Source organism: Streptomyces sp. NPDC001292, assembly GCF_042896465.1.
In the GTDB taxonomy this organism is placed as follows: Bacteria; Actinomycetota; Actinomycetes; order Streptomycetales; family Streptomycetaceae; genus Streptomyces.
Genome location: NZ_JBIAXG010000007.1, coordinates 15,187 through 40,970 on the forward strand (window position 1 = coordinate 15,187; position 25,784 = coordinate 40,970).

21 protein-coding genes are annotated in these 25,784 nt (G+C 71.4%); 15 read left to right on the forward strand and 6 right to left on the reverse strand.

Features of this window, described 5'->3' with window-relative positions; all coding sequences use genetic code 11:
• Positions 1–190 precede the first annotated feature (190 nt).
• Both ACFY4A_RS10440 and ACFY4A_RS10445 read left to right on the forward strand, forming a co-directional pair.
• Entirely contained in the window at positions 191–1,771 is a 1,581-nt protein-coding gene (locus tag ACFY4A_RS10440) for a PucR family transcriptional regulator ligand-binding domain-containing protein (RefSeq protein ID WP_390829010.1), read from the forward strand.
• Positions 1,772–1,833: 62 nt separating this feature from the next.
• On the forward strand, positions 1,834–2,625 hold the full coding sequence (locus ACFY4A_RS10445) for a phosphatase (RefSeq protein WP_390829011.1): 792 nt from the start codon (positions 1,834–1,836) through the stop codon (positions 2,623–2,625).
• 341 nt (positions 2,626–2,966) lie between these two features.
• Here the strand turns inward: ACFY4A_RS10445 and ACFY4A_RS10450 are convergent, their stop codons facing one another.
• The 3 genes from ACFY4A_RS10450 to ACFY4A_RS10460 form a co-directional block, all read right to left on the reverse strand.
• Positions 2,967–3,866 carry an acyl-CoA thioesterase gene (locus ACFY4A_RS10450; RefSeq protein ID WP_390829012.1) on the reverse strand — a complete coding sequence of 300 codons (900 nt, stop codon included), beginning with the start codon at positions 3,864–3,866 and terminating at the stop codon, positions 2,967–2,969.
• 14 nt (positions 3,867–3,880) lie between these two features.
• Positions 3,881–5,038, reverse strand: coding sequence for an acyl-CoA dehydrogenase family protein (locus ACFY4A_RS10455; protein ID WP_390829013.1), 1,158 nt, complete (start codon positions 5,036–5,038; stop codon positions 3,881–3,883).
• Between the two features lie 338 nt (positions 5,039–5,376).
• Positions 5,377–5,979, reverse strand: coding sequence for a TetR/AcrR family transcriptional regulator (locus tag ACFY4A_RS10460; protein ID WP_390829014.1), 603 nt, complete (start codon positions 5,977–5,979; stop codon positions 5,377–5,379).
• Positions 5,980–6,085: 106 nt separating this feature from the next.
• On the opposite strand from ACFY4A_RS10460, the gene ACFY4A_RS10465 reads away from it, so the two are divergent.
• The 10 genes from ACFY4A_RS10465 (at position 6,086) to ACFY4A_RS10510 (ending at position 19,156) form a co-directional block, all read left to right on the forward strand.
• Positions 6,086–7,702: a carboxyl transferase domain-containing protein gene (locus ACFY4A_RS10465; RefSeq protein ID WP_390829015.1), complete on the forward strand. Its 1,617-nt coding sequence runs from the start codon at positions 6,086–6,088 to the stop codon at positions 7,700–7,702.
• A gap of 17 nt (positions 7,703–7,719) precedes the next feature.
• The gene (locus ACFY4A_RS10470) at positions 7,720–9,687 is read left to right on the forward strand and encodes a biotin carboxylase N-terminal domain-containing protein (RefSeq protein WP_390829185.1); all 1,968 of its coding nucleotides are present in this window, start codon (positions 7,720–7,722) and stop codon (positions 9,685–9,687) included.
• A complete protein-coding gene (locus ACFY4A_RS10475) occupies positions 9,684–10,652 on the forward strand; it encodes a hydroxymethylglutaryl-CoA lyase (RefSeq protein WP_390829016.1) in 969 nt (322 codons plus the stop codon). Before ACFY4A_RS10470 ends, ACFY4A_RS10475 begins: the two co-directional genes overlap by 4 nt.
• A gap of 6 nt (positions 10,653–10,658) precedes the next feature.
• The gene (locus ACFY4A_RS10480; protein ID WP_390829017.1) at positions 10,659–11,819 is read left to right on the forward strand and encodes an acyl-CoA dehydrogenase family protein; all 1,161 of its coding nucleotides are present in this window, start codon (positions 10,659–10,661) and stop codon (positions 11,817–11,819) included.
• 162 nt (positions 11,820–11,981) lie between these two features.
• Positions 11,982–13,031 (forward strand): ABC transporter substrate-binding protein, encoded by a 1,050-nt coding sequence (locus tag ACFY4A_RS10485; RefSeq protein ID WP_390829018.1) that lies wholly within the window; start codon positions 11,982–11,984, stop codon positions 13,029–13,031.
• A gap of 69 nt (positions 13,032–13,100) precedes the next feature.
• Complete coding sequence (locus tag ACFY4A_RS10490) at positions 13,101–13,991, forward strand: siderophore-interacting protein (protein ID WP_390829019.1); 891 nt, start codon at positions 13,101–13,103, stop codon at positions 13,989–13,991.
• A 126-nt stretch (positions 13,992–14,117) separates the two neighbouring features.
• The gene (locus ACFY4A_RS10495; protein ID WP_390829020.1) at positions 14,118–15,560 is read left to right on the forward strand and encodes a pyridoxal phosphate-dependent decarboxylase family protein; all 1,443 of its coding nucleotides are present in this window, start codon (positions 14,118–14,120) and stop codon (positions 15,558–15,560) included.
• 61 nt (positions 15,561–15,621) lie between these two features.
• Positions 15,622–16,863: a lysine N(6)-hydroxylase/L-ornithine N(5)-oxygenase family protein gene (locus ACFY4A_RS10500; RefSeq protein ID WP_390829186.1), complete on the forward strand. Its 1,242-nt coding sequence runs from the start codon at positions 15,622–15,624 to the stop codon at positions 16,861–16,863.
• Positions 16,860–17,390 (forward strand): GNAT family N-acetyltransferase, encoded by a 531-nt coding sequence (locus ACFY4A_RS10505; RefSeq protein WP_390829021.1) that lies wholly within the window; start codon positions 16,860–16,862, stop codon positions 17,388–17,390. The genes ACFY4A_RS10500 and ACFY4A_RS10505 overlap by 4 nt, the downstream gene beginning before the upstream one ends.
• A complete protein-coding gene (locus ACFY4A_RS10510; RefSeq protein WP_390829022.1) occupies positions 17,387–19,156 on the forward strand; it encodes an IucA/IucC family protein in 1,770 nt (589 codons plus the stop codon). The genes ACFY4A_RS10505 and ACFY4A_RS10510 overlap by 4 nt, the downstream gene beginning before the upstream one ends.
• A 103-nt stretch (positions 19,157–19,259) precedes the next feature.
• Here the strand turns inward: ACFY4A_RS10510 and ACFY4A_RS10515 are convergent, their stop codons facing one another.
• Positions 19,260–20,849, reverse strand: coding sequence for a beta-N-acetylhexosaminidase (locus ACFY4A_RS10515; protein WP_390829023.1), 1,590 nt, complete (start codon positions 20,847–20,849; stop codon positions 19,260–19,262).
• 125 nt (positions 20,850–20,974) lie between these two features.
• Between ACFY4A_RS10515 and ACFY4A_RS10520 the strand changes: the two genes are divergently transcribed.
• The 3 genes from ACFY4A_RS10520 (at position 20,975) to glmS (ending at position 24,073) form a co-directional block, all read left to right on the forward strand.
• On the forward strand, positions 20,975–21,871 hold the full coding sequence (locus ACFY4A_RS10520; protein WP_390829024.1) for a DUF4429 domain-containing protein: 897 nt from the start codon (positions 20,975–20,977) through the stop codon (positions 21,869–21,871).
• A gap of 113 nt (positions 21,872–21,984) precedes the next feature.
• Positions 21,985–22,242, forward strand: a complete 258-nt coding sequence (locus tag ACFY4A_RS10525; RefSeq protein ID WP_189705630.1) for a hypothetical protein — start codon at positions 21,985–21,987, stop codon at positions 22,240–22,242.
• Positions 22,243–22,255: 13 nt separating this feature from the next.
• On the forward strand, positions 22,256–24,073 hold the full coding sequence (gene glmS / locus ACFY4A_RS10530) for a glutamine--fructose-6-phosphate transaminase (isomerizing) (protein WP_390829025.1): 1,818 nt from the start codon (positions 22,256–22,258) through the stop codon (positions 24,071–24,073).
• A gap of 159 nt (positions 24,074–24,232) precedes the next feature.
• On the opposite strand, the gene ACFY4A_RS10535 is transcribed toward glmS, so the two are convergent.
• The gene (locus ACFY4A_RS10535; protein WP_382616684.1) at positions 24,233–24,799 is read right to left on the reverse strand and encodes a GPR1/FUN34/YaaH family transporter; all 567 of its coding nucleotides are present in this window, start codon (positions 24,797–24,799) and stop codon (positions 24,233–24,235) included.
• A 151-nt stretch (positions 24,800–24,950) separates the two neighbouring features.
• A complete protein-coding gene (locus tag ACFY4A_RS10540; RefSeq protein WP_390829026.1) occupies positions 24,951–25,478 on the reverse strand; it encodes a universal stress protein in 528 nt (175 codons plus the stop codon).
• Between the last annotated feature and the right edge of the window lie 306 nt (positions 25,479–25,784).

Sequence of the window (25,784 nt, forward strand, 5' to 3'; positions counted from 1 at the left end):
CCGGGTGGCGGTGTCGTGCAGATATTCGGGGTCGTGCAGATATGTGGGGGTTGGGCGTCGGCAAGGGCTCGCGGGGACATCGCCCGTACCCGTGGCTGCCGGTCTGCCTTGACACTAGGTGGCCGAAAAGCGACTGCGAAGTGTACTTTTCATCCATTCGAGTCGCGGCGGTATGGAAGGAATGCACATCATGCCGGACGCATCCGTGTCAGTGGCCCCGGCGGTCCCACCGACCCCACCGATCCCGCTGTCCGCGCTGCTGGCCCGGGAGGACCTCGCGCTGCGCCCGATCGCCGGCCCGGCCGACCGGGACACCGTGATCCACTGGGCGCACACCTCGGAGATGGCCGACCCCTACCCGTACCTGCTGGGCGGCGAACTGCTGCTGACGGCCGGCGTCCACGTCACCCCGGCGGACGCCACCGGTCCGTACTTCGACACCTACGTCTCCCGGGTGGCGGCGGCGGGCGGCGCGGCCATCGGCTTCGGTCTGGCTCCGGTGCACGACACGATGCCGCGCACCCTGGTGGCGGCCTGCGAGGCCCACGGCCTGCCGCTGCTGGAGGTCCCGCCGCAGACCACCTTCTCCGGCGTCGCCCGCGCCGTCTGGCAACTGATGGCCCAGGCCCGGCTGGCCGAACTGCGCCGCGTCACGGAGGCTCAGCAGAGCCTGGCGGCCGCATCCTCGCGCCCCGACCCCGTCCCCTCGGTCCTGCGCCAGCTGGCCCAGCGCCTGACCGGCTGGGCGGCCCTGTACGGCCCGGACGGCACGGAGATCGCCTCGGCGGGTCGGGCCCCGCACGACATCGCCCGCCAGGCGCTCGCCCACCTGACGGACGTGGTGCGCCCGGCCCCGGCGACCACGACGCCGACGACCACGACCCCGCCGGGCGCGGCCGTCCGGACGCCCCCGACCCCGACCGGCCGGCCCGCCACCGCAGCCGCCTCCGTCGCCCGGACCGCGCCCTCCTCCGCCACCGACACCGTGGCCGGCAGCCATCTCGCCGCCTACGCGCTCGGGACCGGGCAGGGTTTCGTGCTCGGGGTGGCCTCGCCGCGCCGTGAACCGGGGGACCACACCATCGCCTCCGTGGCCGCTGTGCTGCTCTCGCTGCTCACCGGGGAGCACCGCAGCGGTACGGGGGCGGCCCGGTCCTCGGCGCTGGTGCGGGTGCTGCTGGGCGCGGCGCCCGAGGAGGTGGCGCCACTGCTCGGGACCGGACAGTGGGTCGTCGTGCACGCGCGGCCGGACACCCAGGCGGCCGACTCCGTGGCCGCCTCCGCGCTCGGCGCCACGCTGGGCTCGGCCCTGGTCGACCTCACCGACGGGGTCGTACGGGCCCTCCTGCCCGCCGAGCGGGAGCCGGGACCCCAGCCCGGCTGGGCCCTCGGGGTGAGCACCGCCGTCGGCCCCGGCGACTGGGCGACGGCCGACGCCCAGGCGGCCCGCGCCCTGGCCCGTGCCCGCGCCACCCGCACCCCTCTGGTCGGCCACGGCACCCGCCCCGGTCTGACCGACCTGCTCCCGCGGGACGAGGCAGACGCCCACGCCCAGGCGCTGCTCGCCCCGCTCGGCGCGGCTCCCGCGCTCACCGGGACGCTGCGCACCTGGCTGTCCCTGCACGGCAGTTGGGACCGCACCGCGGTCGCCCTGTCCGTGCACCGCAACACCGTCCGCCAGCGCATCGCCCGCTGCGGCGCCCTCCTCGGCGCCGACCTGGATGACCCCGACGTCCGCATGGAGCTGTGGTTCGCCCTGCGGCGGGCGTGACCCGCGTCCCAGCGGCCGGGACACCGGCGACGCGGGCAGAGCGCTGCTCCACAATGGGAGCCATGCCGATATCCGGGACACCCAGCCGCGCCGAGCTCGTCGACCACCTCGTGAAGACCCGTATCGCCGGGGACGTCGCCACCCCTCGCGAGAACAACCTCTCCCACTACCGCAAGCTCGCGAACGGCGACCGCCACTTCTGGCTCGGTCTGGAGCTCGGCGACCGCTGGAGTGACGAGCAGGACGTGCTGGCGGTGATGGCGGAGCGCGTCGGCGTCAACGACGACCCGGAGCACCGCTACGGCCAGGACACCATCGACCCCGAGCTGACCGTCGACGCGCTGGAGCGGATGGCGGGCCGGCTGCGCAAGGCGGCCGACAGCCGTCAGCGGGTGCTGTTCGCCACCGGTCACCCCGGTGGCCTGCTCGACGTGCACCGCGCCACCGCCGCCGCCCTGCGCGCCGCCGGCTGCGAGATCGTGGTGATCCCGGACGGGCTCCAGACGGACGAGGGTTACGTCATGCAGTTCGCGGACGTGGCCGTCCTGGAACACGGCGCCACGCTGTGGCACACCCACTCCGGCGAGCCGATGCGGGCGATCCTCACCGGACTGGAGCGCGAGGGCCGCCCGCTGCCCGACCTGGTCGTCGCCGACCACGGCTGGGCGGGATACGCCGGGCAGCACGGAGTGGACTCGGTCGGCTACGCCGACTGCAACGACCCGGCCCTCTTCGTCGCCGAGGCCGAGGGAACCGTCCAGGTGACCGTGCCGCTCGACGACCACGTGGTCAGCCCCCGGTACTACGACCCGATGACGGCGTACCTGCTGGACCGGGCGGGCCTGGGCTACTAGGGCCTGTCGTCACATTCCCGTCGTCGCCCGAAGGGCGGCCCCACGGCGTCTGGTGCGTGCTCTGGGGGTCCCCTGCTCGGAGAGCTTGGGGGTGTGCCGGGCGGAGGTCCTCGCACCGGACGCCGCTCCTTGACGGGCGAACGTTGCCTGCCGCGGCAATACAACTAGGGCGTGTTTCGAAAGTAGCGCCGTCCGCCCGGAGGGCGGGCCCCGCGGCGTCCGGTGCGGTGCATCGCAAGGCGGAGGGTCGTCCGCGTACTGGGCGTACGCGGGCGATCCCGACAACGCGGCGAGGCGCCGTGCCAGGCGTCGCGGGGCAGGCGGGACTTTCGAAACACGCCCTAGTAGGGCGGCGACACGTCCGGGGACCGGGGCACGCGGACCACGCCCTCCTGGATCACCGAGATCGCCAGCCGGCCGTCCTGGGTGTAGATGCGGGCCTGGCCGAGGCCGCGCCCGCCGTGCGCGGAGGGGGACTCCTGGTCGTAAAGCAGCCACTCGTCGGCCCGGAACGGCCGGTGGAACCACATCGCGTGGTCCAGCGAGGCCCCGACCACGTCGCCGACCGCCCAGCCGCCGCGGCCGTGCGCGAGCAGCACGGAGTCCAGCAGCGTCATGTCGGAGACGTAGGTGGCGAGGACGACGTGCAGGAGCGGTTCGTCGATGTCGCCGTCGAGCTTGCCGTTGGCCCGGAACCACACCTGGGAGTGCGGCTCGCGCGGCTCGCCGAACCTGCCGTACGGCGGCTCGTCGGCGTAGCGCAGGTCGACGGCCTCGCGGGCCTCCAGGAACCGCTCCGCGACCTGGCGCGGAAGGTGGTCGTAGCCGCGCATCCGCTCCTGCGAGGTGGGCAGGGTCTCCGGGTCCGGGGCGGACGGCATGGGCGCCTGGTGGTCCAGGCCCTCCTCGTACGTCTGGAAGGACGCCGAGAGGTGGAAGACGGGCTGCCCGTGCTGGACCGCGACGACCCGCCGGGTGGTGAAGGAGCGGCCGTCGCGGATGCGGTCCACGGTGTAGACGATGGGCGCGCCCGGGTCTCCGGGGCGCAGGAAGTACGCGTGCAGCGAGTGCGCGTGCCGGTCCTCGGGGACCGTGCGCCCGGCGGCGACCAGCGCCTGCGCCGCGACCTGCCCGCCGAAGACGCGCGGGACGACCGCGTAGCGGGACTGGCCGCGGAAGATGTCCCGCTCGATCCGCTCCAGGTCGAGCAGATCGAGCAGGGACCGAAGTGCTGGGTTCATGCGGCGGCCGGCCCTTACAGACCCATGTCCTTGGCGATGATCGACTTCATGATCTCGCTGGTGCCGCCGTAGATGCGATTGACGCGGTTGTCCGCGTACAGGCGGGCGATGGGGTACTCGTTCATGTAGCCGTAGCCGCCGTGCAGTTGGAGGCAGCGGTCGATGACCCGGTGGGCGACCTCGGTGCAAAACAGCTTGGCGGAGGCGGCCTCGGCGGGGGTGAGCTCACCGGCGTCGAGGGCCTCCAGCGCGCGGTCGGCGACGGCCTGCGCCGCGTCCACCTCGGCCTGGCAGGCGGCCAGCTCGAACTTGGTGTTCTGGAAGTGGGCGACCGGCTTGCCGAAGACAGTGCGCTCCCGCACGTACTGCTTGGCGAACCGGACGGCGGCACTGGCCTGCGCGTAGGCGCCGAAGGCGATGCCCCACCGCTCGGAGGGCAGGTTGGCGCCGAGGTAGGAGAAGCCCTTGTTCTCCTCGCCGAGCAGGTCCTCGACCGGGACCTCGACGTCGGCGAACGCCAGCTCGGCGGTGTCGGAGGCCTTCAGGCCCAGCTTGTCGAGCTTGCGGCCCACCGAGTAGCCCTCGGACCGGGTGTCCACGGCGAACAGGGAGATGCCGTGGCGGCGGTCCTCGGCCGTCGGGGCGGCGGTGCGGGCGCAGACGATGACCCTGTCGGCGTGGACGCCGCCGGTGATGAAGGTCTTGGCACCGTTGAGGACGTAGTGCGTGCCGTCCTCGCTCAGCCGGGCGGTGGTCTTCATGCCGGCGAGGTCGGAGCCGGTGCCGGGCTCGGTCATCGCGATGGCCCACATCTCCTCGCCGGAGACGAACTTGGGCAGGTAACGCTTCTTCTGCTCGTCGGTGGCGAGCATCTTGAGGTAGGGCAGCGCGAGCAGGACGTGGACGCCGGAGCCGCCGAAGGTGACGCCCGCGCGGGCGGTCTCCTCGTACTGCACGGCCTCGAACCGGTGCGTCTGGAGTCCGGCGCCGCCGTACTCCTCGGGGACGTTGATGCCGAACAGGCCGAGCTCGGCGAGCCTGTGGTAGAACTCGCGCGGGACCTGGCCGGCGGCGCACCACTCGTCGTAGACCGGTACGACCTCGGCCTCGACGAAGGCGCGGAGGGTCTCCCGGAACGCCTCGTGATCCTCGCTGAACACCGTACGGCGCACGCCGCCACCTCCACAGACCCGGACTGTCTAAGCGCTTGCTCACACCAACGTACCGGCGAGTACGCGACGTCGTAAAGAGCAGCACGGGTAACGCAGGTCACGCGGACGGAGGGGAGAACGGGAAGGGGGACGGAGGCGGGGCGCGAGCCCCCGCCTCCGTCAGGGCCGCGGGGAACTGCCCGACCGACCCCCACGAACCCGCAGCCGACAACGGGGGCCCGGGGGCGAAGTCACCCGGGACGGGAAGGGCAGGGGCGGCGGGGGCGAAACCGAACGTCACGTCCCGGGGCACGGGACACAGCCCCGTCACAAGCCGGGACGCACCCACGAACCGGCGCTCAGCCCGCCGCGGGCGCCGACGCAAACGCCCCCCGAGCCATCCGATGCAACAACTCCGCCGTGGCCCCCCGCCCCGGCAGGGACCCGGCCCGCCCCAGATGCGGCGTGGAGTTCAGCAACCCGAACACCGAGTGCACGGCCGACCGCGCGGCCGGCTCGGCGAGATCCGGATGGACCTGGCGGACCACCTCCACCCACAGCTCGACGTACTGCCGCTGAAGCTGGCGCACCAGTTTGCGGTCACTGTCCCGCAGGCGGTCCAGCTCCCGGTCGTGCAAGGTGATGAGGGGACGGTCGTCGAGCGCGAAGTCGATGTGCCCCTCGATGAGGGAGTCGAGCACCGCCTCCGGTCCGGCCACCCCGTCGGCCTCGGCCAGACGCCGCTTCGCCCCCGTCAGGAGCTGACCGCTGATGCCGACCAGCAGCTCCGCGAGCATCGCGTCCTTGCCCGCGAAGTGCCGGTACAGACCCGGCCCGCTGATACCCACGGCGGCGCCTATCTCGTCGACGCCGACACCGTGGAACCCGCGTTCGGCGAAGAGCCGCGCGGCTTCCTTGAGGATCTGCTCGCGGCGGGTGGGGGCGTCGGTTCGCGTGGCCATGGAAGTAATTCTAGACAGGGAGGTTAGCGCTCGTTAACCTGGAGGGAAACGCGTTAACGCTCATTAACAGTCGGGCGCACCGCCACAGGGTGAGGGGACCGCAAGGATGCACGAGGCACCGGAGCTGACGAGCGCGGCCGATCCCGCGTCGGAGGCCTGGCGGGCCAACGAACAGGCACACCGCGCGCTCGCCGACGAGCTGCGCGGCAAGCTCGCCGCCGCACGGCTCGGCGGCGGCGAGAAGGCGCGCGCCCGGCACACCGCGCGCGGGAAGCTGCTGCCGCGCGATCGCGTGGACACCCTCCTCGACGCCGGGTCGCCCTTCCTGGAGCTGGCACCGCTGGCCGCCGACGGGATGTACGAGGGTCAGGCCCCGGCCGCCGGAGTCATCGCCGGTATCGGACGGGTCAGCGGCCGCGAGTGCGTGATCGTCGCCAACGACGCCACCGTCAAGGGCGGGACCTACTACCCGATGACGGTGAAGAAGCACCTGCGGGCCCAGGAGGTGGCCCTGGAGAACCGCCTGCCCTGCCTGTACCTGGTCGACTCCGGCGGCGCCTTCCTGCCCATGCAGGACGAGGTCTTCCCCGACCGGGAGCACTTCGGGCGGATCTTCTACAACCAGGCCCGGATGTCGGGCGCCGGGATCCCGCAGATCGCCGCCGTCCTCGGCTCCTGCACGGCCGGCGGGGCCTACGTCCCGGCGATGAGCGACGAGGCCGTGATCGTTCGCAACCAGGGCACGATCTTCCTGGGCGGGCCACCGCTGGTGAAGGCGGCCACCGGCGAGGTCGTGACCGCCGAGGAGCTCGGCGGTGGCGAGGTGCACTCCCGGATCTCCGGCGTCACCGACCACCTCGCCGAGGACGACGCCCACGCCCTGCGCATCGTGCGGAACATCGTGGCGACCCTCCCCGCGCGCGGCACCCTGCCCTGGCAGGTCACCGAGGCGGTCGAACCCAAGGTCGACCCCTCCGGGCTGTACGGCGCGGTGCCCGCCGACCCCCGCACCCCCTACGACGTCCGCGAGATCATCGCGCGCGTGGTCGACGGCTCCCGCTTCGCCGAGTTCAAGGCCGAGTTCGGGCAGACCCTCGTCACCGGCTTCGCCCGGATCCACGGCCACCCGGTCGGGATCGTCGCCAACAACGGCATCCTGTTCTCCGAGTCCGCCCAGAAGGGCGCCCACTTCATCGAGCTGTGCGACCAGCGCGGGATCCCGCTGCTGTTCCTGCAGAACATCTCGGGCTTCATGGTGGGCAAGGACTACGAGGCGGGCGGCATCGCCAAGCACGGCGCCAAGATGGTCACCGCGGTCGCCTGCACCCGCGTGCCCAAGCTGACCGTCGTGGTCGGCGGTTCGTACGGCGCGGGCAACTACTCCATGTGCGGCCGGGCCTACTCCCCCCGCTTCCTGTGGATGTGGCCGAACGCCAAGATCTCCGTCATGGGCGGCGAGCAGGCCGCCTCCGTGCTCGCCACCGTCAAGCGGGACCAGCTCGAAGCACGCGGCGAGGAGTGGCCGGCGCAGGACGAGGAGTCCTTCAAGGCGCCCATCCGCGCCCAGTACGAGCACCAGGGCAACGCCTACTACGCCACCGCCCGCCTCTGGGACGACGGCGTGATCGACCCGCTGGAGACCCGCCAGGTGCTGGGCCTGGCCCTGACCGCGTGCGCCAACGCCCCGCTGGGTGAGCCCCAGTTCGGCGTCTTCCGGATGTGAGGGGGGACCTCGTGACGATGTTCGAAACGGTTCTGGTGGCCAATCGGGGCGAGATCGCCGTCCGGGTCATCCGTACGCTCCGCGCGCTCGGCGTGCGCTCGGTGGCCGTCTTCTCCGACGCCGACGCCGGCGCCCGGCACGTCCGGGAGGCCGACACGGCGGTACGGATCGGCCCGGCACCCGCGGCCGAGAGCTATCTGTCCGTCGAGCGGATCCTGGAGGCCGCCGCCCGCACCGGCGCGCAGGCCGTCCACCCCGGGTACGGCTTCCTCGCGGAGAACGCCGGCTTCGCGCGCGCCTGCGAGGAGGCCGGGCTGGTCTTCATCGGCCCTCCGGCGGACGCGATCTCCCTCATGGGCGACAAGATCCGCGCCAAGGAGACGGTGAAGGCGGCCGGAGTGCCGGTCGTCCCCGGCTCCAGCGGCTCCGGGCTCACCGACGGTCAGCTCGCCGACGCCGCCCGCGGGATCGGCATGCCGGTGCTGCTGAAGCCGTCCGCCGGCGGCGGCGGCAAGGGCATGCGGCTGGTGCGGGACGCCGGCCTGATCGAGGAGGAGATCGCGGCCGCCCGCCGTGAGGCCCGTGCCTCCTTCGGCGACGACACCCTCCTGGTCGAGCGCTGGGTCGACCACCCCCGGCACATCGAGATCCAGGTCCTGGCCGACGGGCACGGCAACGTGGTGCACCTCGGCGAGCGCGAGTGCTCCCTGCAGCGCCGCCACCAGAAGATCGTCGAGGAGGCGCCGAGCGTTCTCCTCGACGAGGAGACCCGGGCCGCGATGGGCGAGGCCGCGGTCCAGGCGGCCCGCTCCTGCGGGTACCGGGGCGCGGGCACGGTGGAGTTCATCGTCCCCGGCGGGGACCCGGCGTCGTACTTCTTCATGGAGATGAACACCCGCCTCCAGGTGGAGCACCCGGTCACCGAGCTGATCACGGGCCTGGACCTGGTGGAGTGGCAGCTGCGGGTGGCGGCGGGCGAGCCGCTGGCGTTCGCCCAGGAGGACATCCGGCTGACCGGTCACGCGATCGAGGCCCGCCTGTGCGCGGAGGACCCGGCACGCGGGTTCCTGCCCTCGGGCGGCACGGTGCTCGGGCTGCGCGAGCCGCAGGGAGACGGGGTGCGCACCGACTCCGGGCTCAGCGAGGGCACGGAGGTCGGCAGCCTGTACGACCCGATGCTGTCCAAAGCGATCGCTTACGGCCCGGACCGGGCCACCGCGCTCAGGAAACTGCGGGCGGCCCTCGCCGGGACGGTCACGCTGGGCGTGCAGACCAACGCCGGGTTCCTGCGCCGGCTGCTGGCCCACCCGGCCGTCGTGGCAGGCGAGTTGGACACCGGGCTGGTGGAGCGGGTGGCGGACGAGCTGATCGCCGCGGAGGTGCCGGAGGAGGTCTACGAGGCCGCCGCGGCGGTACGGCTGGAGGACCTGCGTCCGAGAGGCGGGGGCTGGACCGACCCGTTCTCCGTGCCGAGCGGCTGGCGGCTGGGCGGGGAGCCGAAGCCGATGGCGTTCCCGCTGCGAGTGACGGGACTCGAACCCGTCACTCATCAGGCCCGCGGCACCCACACCGTCACCGACGACACGGTGTCCGTCACTCTCGACGGCGTCCGCCACACCTTCCACCGCGTCGCCGACTGGCTCGCCCGCGACGGCGACGCCTGGCACGTGCGCGACCACGACCCGGTGGCCGCCTCCCTCAGCCGCGCGGCCCACTCCGGCGCCGACTCGCTCACCGCCCCCATGCCGGGCACGGTCACGGTGGTGAAGGTCGCGGTCGGCGACGAGGTGGCCGCTGGGCAGAGCCTGCTGGTGGTCGAGGCGATGAAGATGGAGCACGTCATCTGCGCGCCGCACGCCGGCACCGTCACCGAACTGGACGTCACCCCGGGCACGACGGTCGCCATGGACCAGGTCCTGGCGGTCATCGCCCCCGCCGAGACAGCCCCGGCCGAAACCGCGCCCGTGGAGGAGGAGCCGGTATGAGCACCCCGGACGGCATGAGCACCTCGGACACCGGCCTCCCGATGGTGGTCCCGGCCCCCGACCTGCCCGCGCGGGTCAGGATCCACGAGGTCGGGCCGCGCGACGGACTGCAGAACGAGAAGGCGACCGTGCCGACCGAGGTCAAGGCGGAGTTCATCCGCCGCCTCGCCGACGCGGGCCTGACGACCGTGGAGGCCACCAGCTTCGTCCACCCGAAGTGGGTTCCCCAACTGGCGGACGCGGAGGCGCTCTTCCCGCAGGTCAAGGATCTGAAGGGGGTGCGTCTGCCGGTCCTCGTGCCCAATACGCGCGGACTGGAGCGCGCGCTCGCCCTGGGGGCGGACCGCATCGCCGTCTTCGCCAGCGCCACCGAGTCCTTCGCCAAGGCCAACCTCAACCGCACGGTGGAGGAGTCGCTCGCGGTCTTCGAGCCGGTCGTGGCCCGCGCGAAGGAGGAGGGCGCCCATGTCCGCGGCTATGTCTCCATGTGCTTCGGCGACCCCTGGGAGGGCGCCGTCCCGCTCCACCAGGTCGCCCATGTGTGCAGGGCGCTGCTGGACATGGGCTGCGACGAGCTGAGCCTCGGGGACACGATCGGCGTCGCCACCCCGGGACACGTCCTGGAACTGCTGGCCACGCTCAACGAGCAGCACGTGCCGACCTCCGCGCTCGGCGTGCACTTCCACGACACCTACGGCCAGGCCCTCGCCAACACCCTGGCCGCCCTCCAGCACGGCGTCACCACCGTCGACGCCTCCGCGGGCGGCCTCGGCGGCTGCCCGTACGCCAAGTCCGCCACCGGCAACCTCGCCACCGAGGACCTCGTGTGGATGCTGCGGGGTCTCGGCATCGAGACCGGAGTCGACCTCGGCCGCCTGACCGCCACCAGCGCGTGGATGGCCGATCAGCTGGGCCGCCCCAGCCCTTCCCGCACCCTCCGTGCCCTCTCCCACAAGGAGCAGTGATCGACGATGAACCACCGTCTCTCCCCCGAGCTGGAGGAACTCCGCCGTACGGTGGAGCAGTTCGCCCACGACGTAGTCGCCCCGAAGATCGGCGACTTCTACGAGCGGCACGAGTTCCCGTACGAGATCGTCCGGGAGATGGGCCGTATGGGTCTGTTCGGGCTGCCGTTCCCGGAGGAGTACGGCGGCATGGGCGGCGACTACCTGGCGCTGGGCATCGCGCTGGAGGAGCTGGCCCGGGTGGACTCCTCGGTCGCCATCACGCTGGAGGCCGGGGTCTCGCTCGGCGCCATGCCGGTCCACCTCTTCGGCACCGAGGAGCAGAAGCGCGAGTGGCTGCCGCGGCTGTGCTCCGGCGAGATACTGGGCGCCTTCGGCCTCACCGAGCCCGACGGCGGCTCGGACGCGGGCGCGACGCGCACGACGGCCCGGCTGGACCCGGACACCGACGAGTGGGTGATCAACGGCACCAAGTGCTTCATCACCAACTCGGGCACGGACATCACCGGGCTGGTGACGGTGACGGCGGTGACCGGCCGCAAGCCCGACGGGCGCCCGCGGATCTCCGCGATCATCGTCCCCTCCGGCACGCCCGGCTTCACGGTGGCGCCCGCCTACTCGAAGGTCGGCTGGAACGCCTCCGACACCCGTGAGCTGTCCTTCGCGGACGTCCGCGTGCCGGCGGCGAACCTGCTGGGCGAGGAGGGCCGCGGTTACGCGCAGTTCCTGCGGATCCTCGACGAGGGCCGGATCGCCATCGCGGCGCTGGCGACCGGGCTGGCGCAGGGCTGTGTGGACGAGTCGGTGAAGTACGCCAAGGAGCGCCACTCCTTCGGCAAGCCCATCGGCTCCAACCAGGCCATCCAGTTCAAGATCGCCGACATGGAGATGAAGGCCCACACCTCCCGCCTCGCCTGGCGCGACGCCGCCTACCGCCTGGTGGCCGGCGAGCCCTTCAAGAAGGAGGCCGCCCTCGCCAAGCTCTACTCCTCGACGATCGCCGTCGACAACGCCCGCGACGCCACGCAGATCCACGGCGGCTACGGCTTCATGAACGAGTATCCGGTGGCCCGCATGTGGCGCGACTCCAAGATCCTCGAGATCGGCGAGGGCACGAGCGAGGTGCAGCGGATGCTGATCGCGAGGGAGCTCGGCCTGACGAGCTGACGCCCCGTCAGCGCACGGGCCGCCGACCGGCACGGACACGGCGGCCCGCCCCGCCGACCGACACGGACGCGGCGGCCCCCCTGGACAGGAACTGAGGTTAGGCTAACCTACCTTCGAACCTGTCCGGCGGGCGCTCCGCCCCGTTCGAAAGCAGTCACACCCATGCCCAACGCCCGTGCCACCCACCTCTCCCGCCGCGGCATCCTCGCCGCGGGCGGCGCCCTCGGCCTCGGCGCCGTGCTCGCAGCCTGCGGTGACGACGAGGCGAAAGACGGCGGCTCGGGCGGCAAGGCGGCGGCCGGCGCGTCCGGCCCCTGGTCCTTCAAGGACGACCGCGGGCAGACCGTGAAGGCCGACAAGGCCCCCTCGCGCATCGTCGCCTTCATCGGGGTCGCCGCCGCGCTGCACGACTACGGTGTCCGGGTCGAGGGCGTCTTCGGCCCGACGACGACCAAGGACGGCAAGGCCGATGTGCAGGCCGGCGACATGGACGTCAGCAAGGTGACGGTGTTCGGCAACGAGTGGGGCCAGTTCAACATCGAGAAGTACGCGTCCCTCGCCCCCGACCTGCTCGTCTCCACCATGTTCGACGACGCGGGCACCCTCTGGTACGTCCCGGAGGAGTCGAAGAGGAAGATCCTCGCCGTCGGCGCCCCCACCGTCGGGATCTCCGTCCACGACCGGCAGCTGACGGAGCCGCTGCAGCGCATGCTTGCGCTGGCCAAGTCGCTCGGCGCGGACGTCACCGGCGACAACGTGAAGCAGGCCAGGAAGCGGTTCGAGGACGCGGCCGCCCGGCTGCGCGCCGCCGCCCGGTCGAAGCCGGACATCAAGGTGCTGGCGGGCTCCGCGAGCCAGGACCTGTTCTACGTCTCCGGCACCAACCTCTCCATCGACCTGGAGTACTTCAAGGCCCTCGGCGTGAACTTCGTCGAGCCCCCGGAGAGCGCCAAGAAGCAGGGCGGCGGCTGGTACGAGTCCCTGAGCTGGGAGAACGCCGACAAGTACGCCGCGGACATCATCATGATGGACAACCGCACCTCGGCCATCCAGCCCGCCGACATCACCCAGGGCACCTGGAAGAAGCTCCCCGCGGTCAGGGCGAACCAGGTCATCGCCCGCGATCCCGAGCCGATCCTGTCGTACGACAAGTGCGCCCCGCTGCTCGAGGACCTCGCGAAGGCCATCGAGACGGCGAAGAAGGTCGCCTGACCCGACCCGCCCCGCACACGCACCACCCCCCACACACACAAGCACCCTGACGATGACTCAGGAGCACCCATGACGACGGCCGTGGCCGCCCCGTTCCGCTTCTTCTCCCTCCAGGTCGTACGGACGAGGCGGCTCGGCCCGTCTCTCGTCCGGATCACGTTCGCGGGACCCGAGCTGCACGCCTTCCACTCCGACGGACGCGACCAGTCCCTCTCCCTGTTCCTGCCGCACCCGGGCCAGTCCGAGCCGGTGGTGCCGCTCGAACTCGGCTGCGGGTCCCCCCGCTCGAGCGAAGCCGAGAGTGGGGGAGGCTGGTGGCAGGGATGGCGCGAACTCCCCGACGACGTACGGGCGGTGATGCGCTCGTACACCCTGCGCTCCCTGCGCCGTGGACCCGACGAGATCGACATCGACTTCGCCCTGCACGGCATGGAGCCCGGCGCCGCGGTGCCCGCCGGCCCCGCCTCCCGCTGGGCCGCCCGTGCCACGCCGGGCGACCGCGTCCTGCTGCTCGGCCCGGTGGTCGCGGACAACCGGGCGATCCGCTTCCGCCCGCCCGAGGACACCGATCTGGTGGTGATGTGGGGCGACGAGACCGCCGTGCCCGCGGCGACCGCGATCCTGGAGTCGCTGCCGGCCGGCACGCGGGTGCGCGCCTGGCTGGAGGTGGGGCACGCGGGTGACGTCCAGGACGTGGCGACCGACGCCCACGCCGAGGTCACCTGGCTGGTGCGTGACCCGGGCCGTCCGGAGCGGTCCCCGATGGCGCTCGACGCCCTTCGCGGCGCCCAATTCCCCGCCGGTGCGCGGCCGTACGTCTGGCTCGCGGGAGAGTCCGGGAGCGTCCGGGCGCTGCGCCGGCACTTCGTCGGCCAGCGCGGGACCGACCGGCGCCGCGTCACCTTCGTGGGCTACTGGCGGCACGGTCTGAGCGAGGAGCAGTTGCGCGCGCAGGAGTGACACCGGTCATGGCAGGGGCGACACTCGGTCGATCGATTAGGTTAGGCTAACCTAAGTTGACCGGGCGAACGGTGCCGCTTTCCCGTCCCGCACGGACCGTCCCCACCTCACCGGAGGACCCCCCACATGCGCTCACACCTGCTCAATGACCTGACCGCGGAGCACTACCGGCGGTCCGTGAAAGAAGGAGTGGAGCGGGTGGCCGCCCGACTGGCCACCACCGACCGGCCGTTCACGGGCGTGACCGCCGACGTCCTGGCCCCCCGCATCGAGCGGATCGACCTGGACCGGCCGCTGAACGACACCACGGCGGCCCTCGACGAGCTGGAGGAGGTCTACCTCCAGGACGCCGTCTACTTCCACCACCCCCGCTACCTCGCCCACCTCAACTGCCCGGTCGTCATCCCGGCGGTGCTCGGCGAGGCCGTTCTGTCCGCCGTCAACTCCTCCCTCGACACCTGGGACCAGTCGGCGGGCGGCACCCTGATCGAGCGCAAGCTCATCGACTGGACGGCCGCCCGCATCGGCCTCGGCACCGACGCCGACGGCGTGTTCACCTCCGGCGGAACCCAGTCCAACCTCCAGGCGCTGCTGCTGGCCCGCGAGGAGGCCGCGAGCGGCGCCCTGTCCGAACTGCGGATCCTCACCTCCGAGGCGAGCCACTTCAGTGTGCGCAAGTCCGCGCGACTGCTCGGCCTGGGACCCGAGTCGGTGGTCTGCGTCCCGGTCGACCACGACAAGCGCATGCAGACCCTCGCGCTCGCCCACGAACTGGAGCGCTGCCGCCGCGACGGACTGGTCCCGATGGCCGTGGTCGCCACCGCCGGCACCACCGACTTCGGCTCCATCGACCCGCTGCCCGAGATCGCCGGACTGTGCGAACGGTTCGGCACCTGGCTGCACGTCGACGCGGCCTACGGCGGTGGCCTGCTGGTCTCCCCCACCCGGCGCGAGCTGCTTGCCGGCATCGCACGCGCCGACTCGGTCACCGTCGACTACCACAAGTCCTTCTTCCAGCCGGTGAGTTCCTCCGCCGTGCTGGTCCGGGACGCCTCGGTCCTGCGGCACGCCACCTATCACGCGGACTACCTCAACCCGCGTCGCGCGGTGACCGAGCGCATCCCCAACCAGGTCGACAAGTCCCTACAGACCACCCGCCGCTTCGACGCCCTCAAACTGTGGATGACCCTGCGCGTGATGGGCGCCGACGGCATCGGACAGCTCTTCGACGAGGTGTGCGACCTGGCCGCCGCGGGCTGGAAGCTGCTCGCCGCCGACCCGCGCTTCGACGTCGTCGTCGAGCCGGCGCTGTCCACCCTGGTCTTCCGCTACATCCCGGCGGGCGTCACCGACCCGGCCGAGATCGACCGCGCCAACCTCTACGCCCGCAAGGCCCTGTTCGCCTCCGGCGCCGCCGCGGTCGCGGGCACCAAGGTCGCCGGCCGCCACCACCTGAAGTTCACCCTGCTCAACCCCGAGACCACGACCGGCGACCTCACCGCCGTCCTCGACCTGATCGCCGGCCACGCCGAGCAGTACCTGGGAGAGTCCCTTGACCGCGCGTCCTGAAGCGACCGAAACCCCCGAAGACCCCGAGGTCCCGGAACGGCCCCGGACCGCCTACGACTTCGTGGGCATCGGCCTGGGCCCCTTCAACCTCGGCCTGGCCTGCCTCGCCGAGCCGATCTCCGAACTGAACGGCGTCTTTCTGGAGTCCAAGCCCGACTTCGAGTGGCACTCGGGCATGTTCCTCGACGGCGCCCACCTGCAGACCCCGTTCATGTCGGACCTGGTCACCCTGGCCGACCCGACCTCCCCGTTCTCCTTCCTCAACTACCTGAAGGAGAAGGGGCGCCTGTACTCGTTCTACATCCGGGAGAACTTCTACCCGCTGCGCGTCGAGTACGACGACTACTGCCGCTGGGCGGCGTCCCGGCTGAGCAGCGTCCGCTTCGGCACGACGGTCACCGAGGTGACGTACGACGAGGGCGACGAGCTGTACACCGTGCGGACGCACAGCGAAGACGCGTACCGCGCCCGCCGCCTGGTGCTCGGCACGGGCACGCCCCCGTACCTCCCCGAGGCCTGCCGCGACCTGCCCGGCGACTTGCTGCACAACTCCAGCTATCTGGAGCACAGGGCGGCGCTCCAGCGCAAGGAGTCGATCACGCTGGTCGGCAGCGGCCAGTCCGCCGCCGAGATCTACCTCGACCTGCTCGGCGAGATCGACGTCCACGGCTACCGGCTGAACTGGGTCACCCGCTCCCCGCGCTTCTTCCCGCTGGAGTACACCAAGCTCACGCTGGAGATGACCTCCCCGGAGTACATCGACTACTACCACGCGCTGCCGGAGCAGACCCGCTACCGCCTCACCGAGCAGCAGAAGGGCCTGTTCAAGGGCATCGACGGCACTCTGATCGACGAGATCTTCGACCTGCTCTACCAGAAGAACCTCAGCGGCCCGGTCCCCACCCGCCTGCTCACCAACTCCGCGCTCACCGGGGCGACCCACCGCGACGGCGCGTACACCCTCACCTTCCGTCAGCAGGAGCAGGGAAAGGACTTCGAACTGCGCTCCGACGGCCTGGTCCTGGCCACCGGCTACCGGTACACGGAACCGGAGTTCCTGAAGCCGATCCGGGACCGGCTGCGCTACGACTCCCACGGCAACCACGACATCGGCCGCGACTACGCCATCGACGTCACCGGCCGGGGCGTCTTCCTCCAGAACGCCGGCGTGCACACCCACAGCATCACCAGCCCCGACCTGGGCATGGGCGCGTACCGCAACAGCTGCATCATCCGCGAGCTGCTCGGCACCGAGCACTACCCGGTCGAGAAGACCATCGCTTTCCAGGAGTTCGCCGTATGACCTTCACGATCCGTCCGCTCGACCCGCTGAAGGACGCCGAGCTGCTGCACGGCTGGGTCACCCACCCCAAGGCGACGTTCTGGATGATGCAGGACGCGAAGCTCACGGACGTCGAACGCGCCTACATGGAGATCGCCGCCGACCGCCGCCACGACGCCTTCCTCGGCCTGCACGACGGCGAGCCCGCCTTCCTGATGGAGAGGTACGACCCGGCCCACCGCGAGCTGGTGGGGCTGTACGAGCCGGAACCGGGGGACGTCGGCATGCACTTCCTGGTCGCGCCGACCGACACACCCGTGCACGGGTTCACCCGGGCCGTGCTCACCGCCGTGATGCGGCACCTGTTCGAGGATCCGGCGACGCGCCGGGTCGTGGTGGAGCCCGACGTGCGCAACACGGCCGTGCGGGCGCTGAACACGGCCGTCGGGTTCGTGCCGGAGCGCGAGATCCGGAAACCCGAGAAGACGGCGCTGCTGAGCTTCTGCACCCGGGAGCAGTTCACCGCGGCGACGGGGGTGACGGCATGATCCTCGCCGACGCCGTGTCCCACCTCTCCCCGGAGCGCTGGGAGACCGCCAACCGCCTGCTCATACGCAAGGCGCTCGCCGAGTTCACCCACGAGCGGCTGCTCGCTCCCCGGCCGGACGGCGACCACTACGTCGTCCACACCGACGACGGCCGCACCCACTACCGCTTCACCGCCGTCCGCCGCGCCCTCGACCACTGGCAGGTGGACCCGGACTCGATCACCCGCCGGCGTGACGGCGTCGAACTGCCGCCGGCCGCACTGGACTTCTTCATCGAGTGCAAGGCGTCGCTGGGGCTGAGCGACGAGATCCTCCCGATCTACCTGGAGGAGATCTCCTCCACCCTGGCGAGCACCTGCTACAAGCTCGCCAAGCCGCGGGTCACCTCCGCCGAGCTGGCGAAGGGCTCCTTCCAGGACATCGAGAGCGGCATGACCGAGGGCCACCCCTGCTTCGTCGCCAACAACGGGCGGCTCGGCTTCGGGGTCCACGAGTACCTGTCGTACGCCCCCGAGACCGCGAGCCCCGTCCGGCTGGTGTGGGTGGCCGCGCACCGCTCACGGGCGGCGTTCACGGCAGGCGTCGGCATCGAGTACGAGGCCTTCCTGCGCGAGGAGCTGGGTCCGGAGACCGTCGAGCGCCTCCACGCCCGGCTCACCGGCCAGGGCCTCGACCCCGCCGACTACCTGCTCATGCCCGTCCACCCCTGGCAGTGGCGGAACAAGCTCACCGTCACCTTCGCCGCCGAGATCGCCCGCCGGCACCTGGTCTGCCTGGGCGAGGGCGACGACGAGTACCTGGCCCAGCAGTCCATCCGGACCTTCTTCAACCGCACGAACCCGCACCGGCACTACGTCAAGACGGCGCTGTCCGTGCTCAACATGGGCTTCATGCGTGGACTGTCGGCCGCGTACATGGAGGCCACCCCGGCCATCAACGACTGGCTGGCCCAGCTCATCGCCGACGACCCGGTGCTGAAGGCGACCGGCCTGACGATCATCCGCGAGCGGGCGGCCGTCGGCTACCGGCACCTGGAGTACGAGGAGGCGACGGACCGCTACTCGCCGTACCGGAAGATGCTGGCCGCGCTGTGGCGCGAGAGTCCGGTGCCCTCGCTGCGCGACGGCGAGTCCCTGGCCACCATGGCCTCGCTGCTGCACGTGGACCACGAGGGCGCGTCCTTCGCGGGTGCGCTGATCGAGCGCTCCGGGCTGTCCCCGAGGCAGTGGCTGCGCGGCTGTCTGCGCGCCTACCTCACTCCGCTCCTGCACAGCTTCTACGCCTACGACCTGGTGTTCATGCCGCACGGCGAGAACGTGATCCTGGTGCTGGAGGACGGCGAGGTGCGGCGGGCGATCTTCAAGGACATCGCCGAGGAGATCGCGGTGCTGGACCCGGACGCCGCGCTGCCGCCCCAGGTGCGGCGGATCCGGGTGGATGTCCCGGAGGACAAGAAGCTGCTGTCCCTCTTCACGGACGTCTTCGACTGTTTCTTCCGCTTCCTGGCCGCGGGCCTCGCCACCGAGGGGATCCTGGAGGAGGACGACTTCTGGCGGACGGTCGCCGAGGTGGTCCGCGAGTACCAGGAGTCGGTGCCCGAACTCGCCGGGAAGTTCCGCCAGTACGACCTGTTCGCCCCCGAGTTCCCGCTGTCCTGCCTCAACCGCCTCCAGCTGCGGAACAACCGGCAGATGGTGGACCTAGCGGACCCCTCCGGAGCGCTCCAGCTGGTCGGGACCCTGCGCAACCCCCTCGCGGGGCGTTGAGCCCCCACCCAGACGGACGGGCACCCCGGAGTACGGTCCTCCGGGGTGCCCGTCAGCGCATCGGCCCGAGTCCCGCCCGACGGGCGACAGGACCTGACCGGACCTATTGCGCGGGCCAGGGCACCTGTGGGGAGCGGTAGTACCCGATCCCGAGCGCGTCCCAGCGCGGCGCCTGGGCCGCGAGGCGCGCCTTGTAGGTGTCCCAGTCGTGCGTGGCCGCGGGCGACCAGCCGAGTTCGGCGACGCCGGGCAGCCGGGGGAAGGCCATGGTGTCGATGTGGGCGGAGGTGGACAGGGTCTCCGACCACAGCGGGGCCTCGACACCGCGGATCGCGGAGGCGGGCGCGCCCGGCACGTAGCTGCCCGGATCCCAGTCGTAGGACCGCCGCACCTCGACGTAGCCGGCCCAGGCCAGTCCGAGCGGGGTGTCCTTGGTGTACTTCATGTCGAGGTACGCCCGGTCGGCCGGGGACAGGATCAGCCCGGTGCCGTTCTGCGCGGCCTGCGCGACCTGGGCCTTCTCCGCCGCGCTGGTGGAGTCGAGGCCCCAGTACTGGGCGAGCGCGCCCTTGGCCGGCGTGGCACCGGTCAGCTGGTGCCAGCCGATCACCGTCTTGCCGTACTCGGCGACGATCGGCTGCACCCGGTCCATGAACTTCACATAGTCCTCGTGGCTCGTGGAGTGCGCCTCGTCACCGCCGATGTGCAGGTACCGGCCGGGGGTGAGGGCGGCCAGCTCGCGGATGACGTCGTCCACGAAGTCGTACGTGATCTCCTTGGACACGCACAGCGAGCTGAACCCGACCTTGGTGCCGGTGTACAGCGGGGGTGCCACCCCGTCGCAGTTCAGCTCCGCGTAGGAGGCGAGGGCCGCGTTGGTGTGGCCGGGCATGTCGATCTCGGGCACGACCTCCAGATGGCGGGAGGCGGCGTAGCGGACGATCTCCTTGTAGTCGGCCTTGGTGTAGTGGCCGCCCGCGCCGCCGCCGACCTGCGTCGAGCCGCCGTGGGTCGCCAGGCGCGGCCAGGAGTCGATGGCGATGCGCCAGCCCTGGTCGTCGCTCAGGTGCAGATGCAGCTTGTTGATCTTGTAGAGGGCGAGTTCGTCGATGTAGCGCTTGACCTGCGCGACGGTGAAGAAGTGCCGGGAGACGTCGAGCATGGCGCCCCGGTAGGCGTAGCGCGGGCTGTCCTGGATGGTGCCGCCGGCGACCAGCCACGGGCCCGGCTGCACGGACTTCCTCTCGACGGCCGGGGGCAGCAGCTGCCGCAGGGTCTGCACACCGTGGAAGAGGCCGGCCGGCTCCCGGGCGCTGATCGTCACCCCGCTCGCCGCGCTGTCCAGCCGGTAGCCCTCGGCGCCGTACGACCCCTGGGCCAGCCGCAGGCGGATGCCGCCGTGGCCCTGTGTGGTCAGCGGCAGGCGGTAGCCGGTGGAGGGCCGCAGGATGTCCGCGAGGTACTCGCCCACCTGGCGCGCCTCACGGGAGTCGTCGACGCGGATGCGGGTGCCCGCCGTGATGCGGTACGGGGTTCCGCCCGCGTGGACGGAGGCGGGGGCCGGGACCACCTGGCCCAGCGGCGTCGCGGCCTGCGCGGACGCCGCATTGCCGGCGGGCGCGGCGCCCACGGCGAAGGCCCCGGCGGCCGCCACGAGCAGCAGCGAACCCAGGGCTCGGGTCGTCCTGGGCATCCGGATTCTGGGGGGAGTCGTGCTGTGGTGCCGTCTCACATGCGCTCCCTTCGTTCGGTTCGGGGACTCGAGGAGCCCCGTCCGTATAGACCACTCTCCCGCAAATGCGGTGAAACAATCTCCCCATGACGGAAATCACACAGAGCGACGGCACCTGGGTCCTGGACGGCGACGCCCTGAGACTGACCCCGGGACGGGACAAGAACGTCGGTCTGCTGCGCCGCACCCTGGGTGAGATCCGCGTACCGCTCGCCGCTCTGGCGGGCGTCTCGTTCGAGCAGGGCAAGCGGGCGGGGAGACTCAGGCTGCGGCTGCGCGACGGCGCCGATCCGCTGCTGCACGCGACCGGGGGCCGGCTGGCCGAGCCGCACGACCCCTATCAGCTGCTCGTGGAGTCCGAGCGCCACGGGGTCGCCGAATACTTCGTCGACGTGGTCCGTGACGCCCTGCGGCTGGAGCAGGTGTCCTCCGGCCCGGTGACGGAGTACCTGCTGCCCGGCCCCGCGCTGCCGCTGTCGGTGTCGGCCGGGGACGGCACGGCGAGCTTCGACGGCGAGCGGGTGCGTCTGGAGTGGAACTGGAAGACGGAGGACGCCAAGGCCGCGGGCGGGGCCCGCACGCTCGCGCTCACCGACATCACCGCGGTGGAGTGGCTGCCCGCCGCCGGGCTGGAGAACGGCTGCCTGCGCCTCACGGTGCGGGGCGCGCCCGCCGACGTCCCGCCCAAGCACGACCCGAACGCCGTGGAGCTGTGGGGCTTCAAGAAGGACCCGCTGATGGCGCTGGTCGCGGCGGCCGTGCAGGCCCGGCTGCCGCATCCGGCCGCACCCGCGGACGGGGCCGTGTGCGGCGGGTCCGCGCCGGTGGAGGCCGCGGCCCCCGACCGGAGCGCGGACGGCACCGAGGAGGACCACGACGCCCTGCTGCGGCGGCTGCGCGAGCTGGGCGATCTGCACCGCACGGGCGTGCTGACCGACGAGGAGTTCACCCTGGCCAAGAAGGCGGTCCTCAGACGCATGTGACAACCGTCCGGGCGACACCGCGTCCCGCCCCCCGCCCAACCCCACCGACACCCCCTGCCCGAAATCGGGCAGGTTTCTTGCGAAAGCCCGCCCGTTACTCCAGAATCCACCGGGTGCACGACGAACTTGTTGATCACCTGACACGGTCCACGCCCCTGAACCGGGGCGAGGCACTACGGGTGGTCCAGGACGTGCTCGCCTACTTCGACGAGACGACCGAGGAGTTCGTCCGTCGCCGCCACCGCGAGTTGCAGGCCCAGGGCCTGGTGAACGCGGAGATCTTCGAACGGATCGGGGCGGACCTGAAGTACCGCGCGGTGGCACCGCCGGAACTCTCCCTCCGGCAGCTGCGCCGGATCGTCTACGGCTGAGGGGTACCTGTACATGTGCGGAATCGTCGGATACATCGGGAAGCGTGACGTCGCGCCGCTGCTCCTGGAAGGCCTTCAGCGCCTGGAGTACCGCGGCTACGACTCCGCGGGCATCGCCGTCACCTCGCCGAAGACGGCCGGCCTGAAGATGGTCAAGGCCAAGGGCCGGGTCCGCGACCTGGAGGCCAAGGTCCCGGCGCGCTTCAAGGGCACCACCGGCATCGCCCACACCCGCTGGGCCACCCACGGCGCCCCCTCCGACGTGAACGCCCACCCGCACATGTCGGCCGACAACAAGGTCGCCGTCGTGCACAACGGCATCATCGACAACGCCTCCGACCTGCGCCGCAAGCTTCAGGCGGACGGCGTGGAGTTCCTCTCCGAGACCGACACCGAGGTACTCACCCACCTCATCGCCCACTCCGAGGCCGAGACGCTGGAGGAGAAGGTCCGCGCCGCCGTCCGCATGGTCGAGGGCACCTACGGCATCGCCGTCCTGCACGCCGACTTCCCCGACCGCATCGTGGTGGCCCGCAACGGCTCGCCGGTCGTGCTCGGCATCGGCGAGAAGGAGATGTTCGTCGCCTCCGACATCGCCGCGCTGGTCACCCACACCCGGCAGATAGTCACCCTCGACGACGGCGAGATGGCCACCCTCAAGGCCGACGACTTCCGTACGTACACCACCGAGGGCACCCGGACCACCGCCGAGCCGACCACCGTGGAGTGGGAGGCCGCCTCCTACGACATGGGCGGCCACGACACCTACATGCACAAGGAGATCCACGAGCAGGCCGAGGCCGTGGACCGGGTGCTGCGCGGCCGGATCGACGACCGGTTCGCCACCGTGCACCTCGGCGGCATCAACCTCGACGCCCGCGAGGCGCGCGCGGTGCGCCGGGTGAAGATCCTCGGCTGCGGCACCTCGTACCACGCGGGCATGATCGGCGCCCAGATGATCGAGGAGCTGGCCCGCATCCCCGCCGACGCCGAGCCGGCCTCCGAGTTCCGCTACCGCAACGCGGTGGTCGACCCCGACACGCTGTACGTCGCGGTCTCCCAGTCCGGTGAGACGTACGACGTGCTGGCGGCCGTGCAGGAACTCAAGCGCAAGGGCGCGCGGGTGCTCGGCGTCGTCAACGTGGTGGGCTCCGCCATCGCCCGCGAGGCGGACGGCGGCATCTACGTCCACGCCGGGCCCGAGGTCTGCGTGGTGTCCACCAAGTGCTTCACCAACACCTGCGTCGCCTTCGCGCTGCTCGCCCTGCACCTGGGCCGCATCCGCGACCTGTCGGTGCGCGACGGCAAACGGATCATCGAGGGCCTGCGCAAGCTGCCGACGCAGATCTCCGAGATCATGAAGCAGGAGGAGGAGATCGAGCGGCTGGCCCGGGACTACGCCGACGCCCGCTCGATGCTCTTCATCGGCCGGGTCCGGGGCTACCCGGTGGCCCGTGAGGCCTCCCTGAAGCTCAAGGAGGTCTCCTACATCCACGCCGAGGCCTACCCGGCCTCCGAGCTCAAGCACGGCCCGCTGGCGCTGATCGAGCCCGCCCTGCCGACGGTGGCGATCGTGCCGGACGACGACCTGCTGGAGAAGAACCGCGCGGCCATGGAGGAGATCAAGGCCCGCAGCGGCAGGATCCTCGCCGTCGCCCACCAGGAGCAGGAGAAGGCCGACCAGACGATCGTCGTGCCCAAGAACGAGGACGAACTGGATCCCATCCTCATGGGCATCCCCCTCCAACTGCTCGCCTACCACACGGCATTGACCCTGGGCCGGGACATCGACAAGCCCAGGAACCTCGCCAAGTCGGTAACGGTGGAGTAACAGGGCGCCCCGAAGGGGCGCACAAGGGGCGCGGGGAACTGCGCGACCAGCCCCAACGCACCCGCACAGGCAAAACAACAAAACGGACCCCCACGTGTGCCACCCATCACGCGGGGGTCCGTTTTCATCCGCCGGGGAGCAACCCCCCGGCCTGCGCAGCTAACCGGTGGCCGTCACCCCCCGGCCGGCAGCGCGTCGCGGAAGTTCCGTGGGCCAGTGGGCGAGAGCCGCCGTCGCCGCGTACCAGGCGACCGCGCCCGCCGCCACGGCGAACCAGCCGCCCACCTTCGCCAGGCCGCCGTTGTCGGCGAAGCGCGCGATGGCGAGCAGTACCAGGGAGACGAAGAACAGCCCGTAGGTGCCCTGCCCGAGTACGTCGCCGCCGGCGAGCGTCAACGTCAGGGCCACGAGGGCGAACAGGAGCAGGAAGAGCCCCGCGCCGTTGCCGGAGACCTGGTTGCCGGCCGAGACGGCCCAGGTGAACCAGAGGGCGCCGAGCGCGCAGTAGGCCGTACCGGTCGCTGTGTCGCGATCACGGAAGGCCAGCAGTCCGGCGACGAACAGCGCGACGCCGCCCACATAGTGAGCGAGCGTCACCGAGTCGTTCGCCGTCACTCCGTTGATGACTTCGGTGTACCCGAGGCCGAAGGCCAGCAGGGTGACACCGAGGGCGAGTCGGCCGAGGATGGTGGTCGTGGTGCTTCCCGCAGAGACGTCGTTGGCCACGGCAAGCTCCCTTCATGCCTGCGCAGTTGTGCGGTGACCGGTATATGCCCTTCACAAAGGCACAAACACCTCTACGTGCGAGTAGTTTCGCGGAAAGTACACGGGCCGGAGAGGGAAGTCGGCCGACGTGGGCCCGGCTGGGCGGAACCGGCTAAGGGATGACGACGACCGGCCGCTGCGCACGCTTGGCGAGCCGGCCGGCGACCGAGCCGAACAGGCGCCCCACGAGCCCGTGCGTGGAGCCGACGACGATCGCGTCGGCCTCGTACTCCTTGCCGACCTCTTCGAGCTCGTGGCAGATGTCGCCGCCGCGCTCGACGAGGATCCACGACACCTCCGCCAGATACTCCGCGCAAGCCAGTTCGAGACCGAGGACCTCGGTGCGGTGGTCCGGCACGTCGACGAAGACGGGGGGCTCGCAGCCCGCCCACACCGTGGTGGGCAGCCGGTTGGCGACGTGCACGATGATCAGGCCCGAGTGGGTGCGCTGCGCCATGCCGATCGCGTAGGCGAGGGCGCGCTCGCTGGAGGTGGATCCGTCGAAGCCGACGACGACGCCGTGCTTGAACGCCGGATCGCAGGGATGGCGTGGTTCTTGCGCCGCCAGGGGATCGGCCGCCGTGGGGTCGGCGACCGGTCGCTTGCGGTCCGCGGGTTCGAAGAATTCGTGACCGGCCATGGCTGTCTCGGCGTTGTGATCCTTTGTCGGGGACGACAGTCTGCGGCGAAGCTGTGTCCGGGAATGGTCTTCCCGTCCCCATACCCCCAAGGGTACGGCGGCACGCCTCCTTAGCCCAGATCCCGCGCACTCTCCGTGGCGGTTCACCGGAGCATGCACGAGCCACGCCCGTAACGCAATGGTTGCTGCCCCGTACAGGCGGTTTGTACGGGATTCACTTTCCGCGACGGGCGGTGTCGCGGTAGCGGCGGGGCACCACCGGGCGCCCACGCCGAACCCGCGCCGGCGCCGCACAGTGACCGACCG